Here is a 12,490-nt window from a genome sequence, read left to right as displayed (position 1 = left end):
GGTTCGGCAGCCGGGCGCGTGGGCGGCCGTCGACCGCCCGCACCGACAAGATGACCTGCGGTTCCCGGCCCACCCGGCGGAGCACCGTCGTTTGGGTCGTTGTCAGACCGAGGACCTAGTCTGTGCACCGTGACTTCGCCTGCATCGACGGACCGTGTTCCGCCCCAGCTCAGCGCGGGGCCGCGCCCAGCTCCGGGCCCGGCCGCCGACGAGGGGCTGGCGCGGCGGTTGCGCGCGCTCGCCTGCACGGCCCCGCTGCACGACCTCGACGCGCGCAAGGCCAATCTCGCGGGCGAGTATTCGGTCTACGGCATGGCGGAGGTGGCGCTCGCCGCCATCGACCTGGTCACGCTGAACATGGACTTCGACACGGGCGCCGACCACGACCAGATCGTCGCCCGGCTCATCCCGCGCATCGCCGCCCAGGCCCCTCGGCGCCCCGTCGCCGAGCACGAGCGGGTGGCCCGCTGGGTCCTGGAGAACCTGATCAACGTCGGCAGCGTGGACCGCGGCTTCCGGGCGGTGTACGGCACGTTCGCGCCGGACGGCAGCTATGTCCGGCGCGACTACGACTTCAAGCTGATCGAGGAGGTGCCGGGCCCGGGCGGCACGGTGTATCTGCGGACGACGGACGAGGCGGTCAACGTTCTCGTCGGCGCCCTCGACACCGACGTCACCAGCGCGCAGATCGCCGCCGAGGTCAAGCTGGAGGTCTTGATCAACCGCGGCCGACTCGCCGACGCGCAGCTGGCCGCCGAGCAGGCCCGGTACCGCACCGTGCAGTATTCGGAGACGCTCCGCCGAGCCCTGGAGGCGACCCGCCGCAACGTCCGCGCGGTGGACTGGCTGAACTCCGTACCGGACATGATCGCCGAGGCGCTCGACCACGTCGCCGACCGGTATCGCCACGAGAACGCGATCCTCACCAACATCCGCAAGGCCCGCGACGAGACCGAGGACACCGAGCACAAACGGCGAGCCGCCGAGCTCGTCGACATCGTCAAGGACTGCATCCGGCGCCATACGCAACTTCAGTCGCGCCTGCTGGAGGCCGGGCCGCTCTTCCGCGCCGAACAGGACCGGCAGGCCTTCGCGACGCCGATGACGACGTCGGGCATAGACCTCTACGGACATCTGGTCGCGCCCGTCCTCCCACTGCCGCTGGAGCAGGCCGTCAGGGTCACGGACGCCTACTTCGCACGCGGGACCGGCCTGCGCACGCCGGTGTCGGTGCGTGTGGGTGATCTCGTCGACATACTGCTGACGCCGCCCGTGGAGCGCGAGCACCTGGGTGCGGAGATGCCCGAGCCCGACCTGATCGCGACCCCGGACGACAGCCGCTTCAGCGAGGAGCAGCTGGGGGCCGCCATGGAGCTGCTGGATCTGCCGGCCGACGCGCCCCGACGGCTGTCGGGACTCCTGGCGCAGGCCCGGCGGCAGGACCCCGATCTGCCGTATCTGGTGGCCCTGTTGGCCGTCCACGCGGCCAGCCCGCCTGTGGGCACCGCCTACCGGCAGGGCGAGGAGAAGCTGCTGTTCGCCGTGGATGACGGGACCGAGCTGGACGACCCCGAGTTCGGCGGCGCCGACCTGATCGTGGGGACGGCGTTGTTGGACGCGGCGGGGATGGCCGCGGACAGGACGGAAGCAGCGTGAGTGAGAAACAGCGCAGAAGTGAGTGCATGAGTGTGCGACAGCGCACGCAGCAGCGCAGCAAGGAGCCCCAACCGTGAGCGAGCACATGGAGTGGAGCGACGCGGAGGCCCCCGCCCCGTCGGCGATCGCCGCGGTCACCCCAGCCGACGCCGCCGACGCGGCGCGGCTCGTCGCCTTCGGGTTGCAGCCGAAGCTGCAGCCCGCGCGTGACCAGGAGTACACCGAGCTGCTGCGGCGCTACCGCGAGGACCCGCCGTTCGCGCGCCTCGCCGACGCCGTGGCCGCCGGACTCGGGCTGGTCGTGCTGGAGGTCTCGCCACGCGCGGGCATGGCGGTGACCGCCGCCGAGGACTCCGTGTTCGCCGTGCGCATGGGGGACTACGCGCGCCGGACGTCGGCCGACGGCGGGGACCGGTTCCTGCACGGGCTGGCGCATCTCGCCGTGGCCGCCATGGCGTTCCCGCGCCCCGAGGACCTCGCCGACGACGGCTACATCGGCCGGGTCACCGTCAACGGCGTCGACGCCTTCGTCCGGCAGGCCTGCCGCCGACTGGAGGAGCGCGCCGATGAGCAGGGGGAGAACACCGACCCCGCCACGGACGCGCCCGGTCTGGAGGCGGCCTGGCGGATCTGGGTGAGACGCAGCGCCACCGGCGCCACCAAGGACGCGCGTCGGCTCGCCGGTTCGACGACCGGCATCGTCGGCAAGGCCGCGGCCTTCCTCACCGACTCCGGATTCCTCCAGCGCACGGGTGACGACAACGGCGGTACCTACCGGACGACCGCCCGCTACCAGCTCCAGGTGCGGGACATGGCGGGCAGCGCCGCCATGACCGAGCTGCTGGAACTGGGAGTGGTGCCGGTCACCGACGGATCACCGACCCTGCTGCCACCCGAGGACTCAGACGACCTGGAACTGGCGGCCGACGCCGGACTGCCGTTCCACTCCGGCTGAGGACCACGGGTTTCATGACCGCCGAAGCCCAGGGATCCGCTTCAAGCCCAGCGGCTCACATCCCCTCGAGGCCCAGGGCTCGTATCCGCTCGAAGCCCACGGGTTTCATGGCGGCTCGAAGCCCACGGGTTTCATGGCCGCACGAAGCCCCCGGCTTCAGCCCCCCGAGGCCCACGGCCTCCACGTCCGTCCGAAGCACACGCTTCACCGAACTTTCCTGATCTGCCGAAGACTTACGAGAGTCCGCCATGTACGAGCTGTCCCGGGTCCGTCTCTACTCCATCGGACCGGCCGGTGCGCGCTACGCCGACACCGTGCTTGACCTGCGCGGTGTCGGTGAGCCCGTGCCCGACCCCGCGCCGACGCAGGCGGAGTTCTTCGAGGAGGAGCCCGTCGGGCCGCCGCGTCGCCCGGCGCCCGCCGGAGTGCTCTTCCTGGAGAACGGCGGCGGCAAGTCGGTCCTGCTCAAGCTGATCTTCTCCGTGATGCTGCCCGGACACCGCAACACCCTCGGCGGCGCCAGCTCCGGTGTGCTGCGCAAGTTCCTGCTCGCCGACGACTGCGGCCATGTCGCGCTGGAGTGGCAGCACACGCTGACCGGCGAGTGCGTCGTGGTCGGCAAGGTCAGCGAGTGGCGCGGGCGCCAGGTGTCCAACGACCCGAGGAAGTTCGCCGAGGCCTGGTACTCCTTCCGGCCGGGCCCCGGGCTCAGCCTGGACAACCTCCCGGTGGCCGAGTCCACCGCCGTACGACGGCCCGTCGAGGGTCAGTCGGGCGCCCAGGGCCGCCGCCGCACCATGAAGGGCTTCCGGGACGCCATCACCGAGGCGGGCAAGGCGTATCCGCATCTGGAGGTGCACTGGGAGGAGATCCACGACCGCTGGATCGAGCACCTCGGCGACCTCGGCCTCGACCCCGAACTCTTCCGCTACCAGCGGGAGATGAACGCCGACGAGGGCGAAGCCGCCGGCCTCTTCGCGGTCAAGAAGGACTCCGACTTCACCGACCTGCTGCTGCGGGCCGTGACGGACACCCGGGACACCGACGGGCTCGCCGACCTGGTCAGCGGCTTCGGCAACAAGCTGGGCCGGCGCGCCGAGCTGATCGCCGAACGGGACTTCACCGCGGGATCGGTCGATCTGCTCGGACGGATCGTCGAGGCCACCGGTACGCGTGCACGCGCGCGTGACATCCACACCGGTGCCGAGCGGCGGACCCGGACCCTCGCTCGGCGCCTGTCGGCGCGGGGCGCCCAGGAGCGGGTGCGCGCCGCCGACCTCGCACAGCGGGTCACCGCCGCCGCCTACGCCGTTACGCACTCGGAGGCGGCGCGGGAGCGCAGCGCGCTGATCGCGGCCGAACTGGCTTACCGGCACGCCTCGTTGGCGCTCGCCGCCGCCGAGAAGTCGGCGGCTGCCCAGAGGCGCGAACTCGCAGACGCCCGCACCCTGCACTCCGCCTGGCAGGCCGCCGAGGCCGTGCTGCGCCACCGCGCCGCCGCCGACCGTGTCGCCCGCGTGGCCGTCGCGATCCAGGAGGCCGAGCGGGACGCCGCCCCGGCGCTGGCCGCCCGCGCCAAGGCCGCCGTCGATCTCGTACGGGCCCTGCACTCGGCCGCGGAGAACGCCGAGACCCTTGCCAACGAACAGGAGGAGCGGTCCGCCGCACTCCAGGAGGTCAGCGAGTCCGCGTACAGCGACTCCACCGCCGCCGCCACCGAGGCGCAGCGCGCCCGCAGCGAGGTCGGGCATCTGCGGCAGCGGCTGTCCGAGGTCGAGCAGGAGACCGCCGAGGCCGTGCGCGCCGGGTGGCTGGACGACAGCGCGCCCGACGCCGACCCGGCCCGCGCGGCCCTCGCCGCCAGCGACGCCGAGAAGACGGCCGTCGCCGCTTGGGACACCGCCCGCGACACCTCACGGCGAGCCTCGGAGCACGCGCGCGAGGCAGCCTCGACCGAGTCCCGGGCCGAGCTGACGGCGGCCCGCGCGGCGGACGCCGCGACGGCGGCAGAGCGGTCCTACGAAGCCGAACGCCGTCTCGCCGAGGCCTTGGCGGCGGAGGAGAGGCTCGCCGAACTGCTCGGGCTGGCCGGCGACCCCGGCCCCCGACGCGGGTCCTCCGTGCCGGCGCCCCGGTCGGCCGGCGACGGCAGCCAAGGCAGCACCGCCACCCACGATGCCGTGGAAGCGGCCGTCCCAAGCGCCCCTTCTGCGGGCGCCCTCACCCCGGAGGACCTGGACCGCTTCGCCGACGAGTTGCGCGAACTGCTCGACGACGCCGTCTCGGGCGCCGAGCGACAGCTCTTCGAGCTGCGTACGGCGGCTGCCGACGACTCCCGGATCCTCGGCGCGCTCGGCGACGGAGGGCTGCTGCCGCCCGGCCCGGACGTGCTGGCCACCGTGGAGTTCCTCGGCGAGCAGGGCATCCCAGCCCTGCCGGGCTGGCGTTATCTCGCCCAGGCCGTCGATCCCGCCGACCACGCACGCGTGCTCGCAGCCCGACCGGAACTGGTCGACGGCGTCATCATCACCGACCCCGACACGCACGCGCGGGCCCGCGAGGTGCTCGGCGACGCCGCCCTGCTGCCCCGGTCGGCCGTCGCGGTGGGCACGGCGGCTGCCCTGCTCGCCCCGACCCCGGCCCCCGACTCGCGGAGCGGTGACGTCTTCCTCGTACCGCCGAACCCCGCCATGCACGACGAGCACGCCGCCGACGAGGAGCGCCAGGCCCTGCGTGCCCGGGCGACCGAGCGGGACGACGAGATCCGGTCGCTGGCCGCGCGGCTCGGCAAGGACCGGGAACTGGCCGCACGGCTCGCCTCCTGGCGCACCGGCTGCCCCGCCGGCCGACTGGTCGAGCTGGCGCAGGCCGCCCGCGACACCAGGGCGTTCGCCGAGGAGTCCGAGGCCGAGCTGTCCGAGGCGCGGACCGTACGGGCCGAGGCCGACGAAGCCGCCGCCGAGGCCGCCCAGGTCCGCGACGAGCGACAGGAAGCCGCGCAGAAGGCCCGGCGCGCCGCGGACGCCCTGGCCGGCCTCGCCTTCCGGCTGCGTGAGCGGGCGGGCTGGCAGGTCAAGCTGCGTGAACTCGCCGACGAGGCCAGCGAGTCCGAGGCCCGCGCCCGGACCTGCCTGGAACGCGCCCGCGCCGCCGACGAGGACCGCCGCGCCGCCCAGCGTGCCGCCGACGACGCGCGCCGTACCGCCCGCGCCCTGCGTGCCGAGCGCTCGGAGATCGCGGGCGCGCCGGACGACGTCCCGCACACCGAAGCGGATGCCCCGAAGACGTCCCTGCCGGCACTGCGCGAGGCGTACCGGGCCGCCTCGCAGGTGTACGAGAAGGTGGGTGTCGGCGCCGATCTGCGTGCCGAGCAGGCCCGCGCGGAGAGCGACGAGAGCGCGGCGCGCGCGGAGCTGGACCGCTTGAGCAACAAGGTCCGCACCCGCGCCGAGCAACTCCTCGAGTCACCCGACGGCTCCGACGGCCCCTCAAGGCAGGCAGCCGCCGCACGTGCGGAGGAGCTGGTTCAGCTCCTGGAGACCCGGATGTCCAGTGCCAGCGAGCAACTGGGCCGGCTGCGCGGCGAGGCCGAGCGACACGCGCCCGAGGACGGCGAGACCCACACCGAGCTGTCGGAGGAACTCCAGCCGCGCGACGCCGAGCACGCCCAGGCCCTGCTGCGCACCGCGACCGCCGAACTCGCCTCCCGCACCGAGGCGTTGACGCAAGCCCGGGACGCGCATGCGGAGCTCCTCGACGCCCACCGCGCCGCCGAGGACGCGGCGGGCGGCTTCGACGAGATCGCCGCGATGCTGCGCGACCTGCTGCGGGAACACACCCCCGACGAGGAACCGGAGGAGGCCGAGGCCTACCCGGGCAGCCTCGAAGAGGCCCGGCAGTCCGCCGCCGAGGCCCGTCGGTCGCTGCGCGGCTGTGCCGCCGACCTGTCCGCCGCCGAGGGCGCGGTGCGCGAGGCGAGCGACGTCCTCGTACGGCACGCCAACTCCACGCGCTACGAACAGGTCCGCACCCCCGCTCGCCAGCAGATCCGGGAACTTCCCGCCTCCGCGCTGCCCGAGCACGCACAGAAGTGGGCGGACGCCTTCGCCCCTCGGCTCCGTGTCCTCACCGACGAGTTGGCTCAGCTGGAGCGCAACCGCGACTCGATCGTGGACCGGCTGCGGGGCCTGGTCGAGTCCGCCCTGACGACCCTGCGGTCCGCTCAGCGGCTGTCCCGGCTTCCCGAGGGGCTCGGCGAGTGGTCGGGGCAGGAGTTCCTGCGCATCCGCTTCGAGGAGCCCGACCAGGCCACACTCACCGAACGGCTGGGCGAGGTCATCGACGAGGCCACACGGGCGGCGGTCAAGAAGAACTCCGACCTGCGCCGGGACGGCATGTCCCTGCTGCTCCGAGGCGTCGCCGCCGCTCTTCAGCCCAAGGGCGTCGCCGTCGAGATCCTCAAGCCGGACGCCGTACTGCGCGCGGAGCGAGTACCCGTCGGTCAGATGGGCGACGTCTTCTCCGGTGGCCAGCTGCTCACGGCCGCCATCGCGCTGTACTGCACGATGGCCGCGCTGCGGTCCAACGACCGCGGCCGGGACAGGCACCGTCACGCCGGCACACTGTTCCTGGACAACCCGATCGGGCGCGCCAACGCGACGTATTTGCTGGAGCTCCAGCGTGCCGTGTCCGATGCCCTGGGCGTCCAGCTCCTGTACACCACCGGCCTGTTCGACACGACCGCCCTGGCGGAGTTCCCACTGGTCATCCGGCTGCGCAATGACGCCGACCTCAGGGCGGGCCTGAAGTACATCAGCGTCGAGGAACACCTGCGCCCCGGACTGCCCCAGCAGCCCTCGGCCGGGGAAGCGGTACACAGCGAGATCACGGCCACCCGGATGTTCAAGCGACCCGCGCCGACGACAAGCTGAAGCCGAGCCGGATCCTGTCAGGCGTCTGCTCAGGGGCCGGACGACTGCCCCTCAGCCTCAGGGTTGGGAGGCCGGCGCTCAGAGGCAAGAAGAACCGTCCCGCTGCTCAGGGGCCCGAGGAACCGTTGGCCTGCTCAGGAGTGCGACAACTGCCCGGCTCCGCTCCGGCGGTGTATTCGCTTCTGGGCGCGCTCGGTCTCCCGTGCCTGCTGCCGCGCTCGGCGCCGCTCGCGTCGCAGGGCGCGGGCCGTGCTGCTCGGGGTCGAAACCACACCGTGGCGCTGGTTCCAGACCTGTCGGGTCACCCAGACGTCGAGGGCGCCCCAGGTGGCCACCACGGTGCTCGCCACGCTGCTGATCACCATCGGGAAGGCGAGCCACGATCCCGCGAGGGTGCACAGGAAGGCCACCATGGCCTGAATCAGGGTCACCGCGATGATCAGCACTGCCCGCACCGCCGCCGTCCGCACCGGATCCGGCATCCGGCGCCGCCGGGAAGGCTCCTCCACCCACAACGCCCCGTGCGCCGAACGCTCTTGGGCCGCGCCGCCACCTTCCGTGGCCTCGTACCCGTCGACGTCCTCTACCGCACTGCGCTCCGGCGCCGCCTGGCCACCGGCTCCGACGGAAACGCCGCGCTCGTCCGCCGTCACCGAGCTCGCACTCCCCGGACGGTCACGGTCGCCCGTCGCCCGGCTGTCGTCCGCCGGAATGTCGCGATCCGACGCTTCGAGACCGTGCCGCGCCTCCGCAGGCGCGGTCTCGCCGTCCTCAGGCGCCTCGATTCGCTCCGCCGTGCCCATCACCGTGTCACTCCCCACCGCCGGCACACCACTCGCCCGCATCCGAAGACTCAGCTCCAAGGCGGTTGCCCGGCTTGCGCTGTTTTACGCCGCCCAGGGACGGGATACGGCTCCTGTGGCCCAATCCGCCTCCATTTCCCATAGAGAAGGACGATCGAGTCACCCAGAAGATTCCCAAGGAACATAAATTTCCGGCCAACTGGCCTGACCTACCGGCCGGATCCGTCCTCCGCCACGTCGTCGGTTCCCAGGAGGCAATCTCCCGCAATGCCCGGACAACTCGCCATGTCTCGCCACCGGTGCGGAAGTTCAGATTCCGGATGCCTCTTCGAGTTACTTGTGCGTCGGTAGTAGGCTCGCGCCCAATTGTTGACGCACAGGTGTGCCCCCTGACCGCGGGGGGTTTGAGCTGGGGGAGGCCATGCACTTTCGCGGGAAGTCGATCCGCCGGAAGATGGTGGCGCTGCTTCTCGTGCCGCTGGTGTCCCTGACCGCCATCTGGGGTTTCGCCACGGTACTCACCGGGCGAGGTGTGGCCCAGCTGTTCACGGTCTCGTCCCTCGTCGAGAAGATCGGGTACTCCACCGAGGACGCCGTCCGGGTCCTCCAGCAGGAACGCCGCCAAGCACTGGTCTACCTCGCCGACCGCCGGGCCGCCGACGCGCTGTCCGCCCTGCGGGCCACCCGGAACGCCACCGACGCCGCCGTCGCCGAGATCCGCAAGAACGCCAAGGATCCCGACGTCCGCGACGGATTGGACCAGGGCGACAGCGAGCGCCTGACCGCGGTCCTGGACGCCTTCGACGGCATCAGCCCCCTGCGCGGCAGCGTCGAGGACGGCACGGTCACCCGCGCCAAGGCCCTGGACCTCTACAACCGGCTCGTCGACCCCTGTTACGCCCTGCTCAGCTCCCTCGACGGGATCGACAGCGTGGCCATGGACAAGCAGGCCCGCGCCCTGCTCAACGTCACCCGTGCCCGCGAACTGCTCTCCCGCGAGGACGCGTTGCTCAGCTCCGCCCTCGTCGTCGGCAAGCTCTCCCGCGACGAGATACGCCAAGTCTCCGACCTGGTCGCCCAGCGCACCCTCATGTACGAGATCAGCCTTGCGGACCTGCCCTCGTCGGAACGCGCCCGCTACGAACGCTTCTGGAAGAACGCCTCCACGGCTCCGCTGCACGTCGCCGAACAGGCCGTCATCTCCTCCCCGCCGGGCAGACCCAGCGCGGTCGACGCCAAGAGCTGGGACACCGCCGCCAAAAGCGTCCTCGACGAGCTCAGTAAACTCAACGACGACGCCGGCGCCCGCTATCAGGAGCGAGCCAACCCCGTCGCGATGGGCGTCATCCTGAAGGCCGCCATCGCCGGAGTCCTCGGCCTCCTGGCCCTGCTGTTCTCCCTCGTCCTGTCCGTGCGCATCGGCCGCGGCCTCGTCCGCGATCTGCGCCAGCTGCGGCTGGAGGCACACGAGGCCTCCGGCGTTCGGCTGCCCAGCGTGATGCGCCGTCTCTCCGCCGGCGAACAGGTCGACGTAGAGACCGAGGTGCCGCGCCTGGAGTACGACAAGAACGAGATCGGCGAGGTCGGCCAAGCCCTCAACACCCTTCAGCGGGCAGCCGTCGAGGCCGCCGTCAAACAGGCCGAACTGCGCTCCGGCGTCTCCGAGGTCTTCGTCAACCTCGCCCGCCGCAGCCAGGTCCTCCTCCACAAGCAGCTCACCCTCCTCGACACCATGGAACGCCGGACCGAGGACACCGACGAACTCGCCGACCTGTTCCGGCTCGACCACCTGACCACCCGTATGCGCCGGCACGCCGAAGGCCTGGTGATCCTCTCCGGCGCCGCCCCGTCCCGGCAGTGGCGCAAACCCGTGCAGCTCATGGACGTCGTGCGCGCCGCGGTCGCCGAGGTGGAGGACTACGAGCGCATCGAGGTCAGGCGTCTGCCCCGGGTCGCCGTCACCGGCCCTGCCGTCGCGGACATCACCCACCTCGTGGCCGAACTCCTGGAGAACGCCACGGTGTTCTCCCCTCCCCACACCGCCGTACAGGTGCTCGGTGAGCGCGTCGCCAACGGCTTCACGCTGGAGATCCACGACCGTGGCCTGGGCATGGCTGCCGACGCTCTGTTGGACGCCAACCTCCGACTCGCCGAGACCCCCGAGTTCGAACTGTCCGACACCGACCGGCTCGGCCTCTTCGTGGTCAGCCGGCTAGCCCAGCGGCAGAACGTCCGCGTCTCGCTGCAACCGTCGCCGTACGGCGGCACCACCGCCGTCGTCTTCATCCCCGACCCGCTGCTCACCGACGACGTCCCGGACACCAACGGCATCGGCTTCCGTCTCGACCGGCCCGCGCCCTCCAAGGAGGCCGAGCTGGAGGAGGCACGCCGCGCGGCCCTCGCCGGGGTCCCGGCACGCCTGCCCGGCCTGCCGCCCGCCCTGCTGGACGGGCCGGTCGAGCTGGAGGCCCCCGTCGACCTCGACGCTCTCGGCGACTTCCCCGACACGCTCGACGAGGAGGACGGCGACAGCGGCGGTATCTTCCGCCCGCGCCGCACCTTCGCCCCTGCGAAGAACGAGACCAAGGGCACTCTCGGCGCACACCCGGTCTCCGGCATCCACGACGGACCGGACCAGGCCACCCCGGACGACGACGTCAGTGCCCCGGTCCCGCTGCCCCGCCGCAGGACGCCCAAGCTGGTCAGCTCCCATGGACGCCCGGTCAGCGACCAACGCACCCGGCGGGAGGAGCATGACGTCCGGGCGGAGACGGACGCCGAGTCCTCGACCGGCCCGTCCCGGCCCGAGCCGAACAGCCTCGCCCCGCTCCCGACCCGCCGACGCAGCAGCGGTTCACGCGGCCGGCTGTCCGGTGCCCCGGACCGCACCGGTGACCGAGCCGACACCGCACCCGCCGACGGACCGCGTCGGGGTGAGCCCGGCGAGCCCGCGGCACTGCCGCGCCGCACACGACGCCCCGCGATCGCCTCGGCCGGCCCCGAGGACCCCGGCCCGACCATGGGCCCCGTGCAGCAGGAGACCACCCCCGGCACGGCGGAGCTGCCCCGGCGCGTACGACAGGCCAGCCTGGCCCCGCAGCTCAAGCAGGGCCCCGCCCGGCGCGCCGAGGAGCGCACGGAGCCCGTCGAGCGGGACGCGGACGAGGTCCGCAGCCGCATGGCCTCGCTCCAGCGCGGCTGGCAGCGTGGCCGCCAGGAGAACGCCGCGGGCGACGACGCCCACAGCGGCACAGCACCACGAGGAACGACTAAGGGGGACGGTCGATGACCGCACCGAAGGCGACCGACCGCATCGCGACCACCCAGTCCGGCGAGCTCAACTGGCTCCTCGACGACCTGGTGGACCGCGTCGCCAGCATCCGTAAAGCCCTCGTGCTCTCCGGCGACGGCCTGCCGACGGGAGTCTCCAAGGACCTGACCCGCGAGGACAGCGAGCACCTCGCCGCCGTCGCGTCCGGGTTCCACAGCCTCGCCAAGGGAGTGGGCCGCCATTTCGAGGCGGGCAACGTTCGACAGACCGTCGTCGAGCTCGATGACGCCTTCCTGTTCGTGACGGCCGCCGGCGACGGCAGCTGCCTCGCGGTGCTCTCGGACGCGGATTCGGACGTGGGCTTGGTCGCGTACGAGATGACGCTCCTGGTCAAGCGGGTCGGAGTGCATCTGGGAACCGCTCCGCGCACCGATCTGCCTTCGGGCGGGTAGTGGGATGGCATGAGCGCTGAGGGTCAGGGAAGAAGCCACTGGTTCGACGACGAGGCCGGACCGGTCGTCCGCCCCTACGCCATGACTCGGGGCCGCACGAGCAGCGCGGCCCAGCACCGCCTCGACCTGATCGCGGTGGTCGTGGCCGAACCGCACGCGGACGATCCGGAAGCCGACTCGTCGCTGTCCCCGGAGCATGTGGACATCGTCGAGCTGTGCCAGGACGCCCCGCAGTCCGTGGCCGAACTCTCCGCCGAGCTCGACCTGCCCATCGGGGTCGTACGCGTACTCATCGGCGATCTCGTGGACGGCGAATTCGTCCATGTGAACCGGCCCGTACCGCCCGCCGAGCTGGTGGACGAGAGTATTCTGCGCGACGTGATCAACGGCCTGCGGGCGCTGTGAGCGGCGTGGAAGCGGGG

General features: G+C 72.3%; 7 protein-coding genes. 6 read left to right on the top strand and 1 reads right to left on the bottom strand.

Annotated features, from left to right (window positions below; all coding sequences use genetic code 11):
- Window positions 1-129 precede the first annotated feature (129 nt).
- The 3 genes from ACHBTE_RS06640 to ACHBTE_RS06630 all read left to right on the top strand — a co-directional run bounded on the left by ACHBTE_RS06640 (window position 130) and on the right by ACHBTE_RS06630 (window position 7,542).
- Entirely contained in the window at window positions 130-1,656 is a 1,527-nt protein-coding gene (locus ACHBTE_RS06640) for a hypothetical protein (RefSeq protein ID WP_394722507.1), read from the top strand.
- Between the two features lie 73 nt (window positions 1,657-1,729).
- Window positions 1,730-2,611, top strand: a complete 882-nt coding sequence (locus ACHBTE_RS06635) for a hypothetical protein (protein ID WP_394722506.1) — start codon at window positions 1,730-1,732, stop codon at window positions 2,609-2,611.
- Window positions 2,612-2,859: 248 nt separating this feature from the next.
- Window positions 2,860-7,542 (top strand): hypothetical protein, encoded by a 4,683-nt coding sequence (locus tag ACHBTE_RS06630; RefSeq protein ID WP_394722505.1) that lies wholly within the window; start codon window positions 2,860-2,862, stop codon window positions 7,540-7,542.
- Between the two features lie 134 nt (window positions 7,543-7,676).
- Here ACHBTE_RS06630 and ACHBTE_RS06625 read toward each other — a convergent pair whose 3' ends face one another.
- The gene (locus tag ACHBTE_RS06625) at window positions 7,677-8,363 is read right to left on the bottom strand and encodes a hypothetical protein (protein ID WP_394722504.1); all 687 of its coding nucleotides are present in this window, start codon (window positions 8,361-8,363) and stop codon (window positions 7,677-7,679) included.
- Window positions 8,364-8,766: 403 nt separating this feature from the next.
- On the opposite strand from ACHBTE_RS06625, the gene ACHBTE_RS06620 reads away from it, so the two are divergent.
- Genes ACHBTE_RS06620 through ACHBTE_RS06610 form a run of 3 tightly spaced genes read left to right on the top strand, consistent with a single transcriptional unit; the run spans window position 8,767 to window position 12,473 of the window.
- Window positions 8,767-11,634: a nitrate- and nitrite sensing domain-containing protein gene (locus ACHBTE_RS06620; protein ID WP_394722503.1), complete on the top strand. Its 2,868-nt coding sequence runs from the start codon at window positions 8,767-8,769 to the stop codon at window positions 11,632-11,634.
- The gene (locus ACHBTE_RS06615) at window positions 11,631-12,068 is read left to right on the top strand and encodes a roadblock/LC7 domain-containing protein (RefSeq protein WP_394722502.1); all 438 of its coding nucleotides are present in this window, start codon (window positions 11,631-11,633) and stop codon (window positions 12,066-12,068) included. The genes ACHBTE_RS06620 and ACHBTE_RS06615 overlap by 4 nt, the downstream gene beginning before the upstream one ends.
- Window positions 12,069-12,077: 9 nt before the next feature.
- A complete protein-coding gene (locus ACHBTE_RS06610; RefSeq protein ID WP_394722501.1) occupies window positions 12,078-12,473 on the top strand; it encodes a DUF742 domain-containing protein in 396 nt (131 codons plus the stop codon).
- Window positions 12,474-12,490 lie beyond the last annotated feature (17 nt).

This window comes from Streptomyces sp. M41, from assembly GCF_043673425.1.
In the GTDB taxonomy this organism is placed as follows: domain Bacteria; phylum Actinomycetota; class Actinomycetes; order Streptomycetales; family Streptomycetaceae; genus Streptomyces.
Note: the sequence above shows the minus strand (reverse complement) of the source record. Positions and strands in the feature narration are given on the sequence as shown.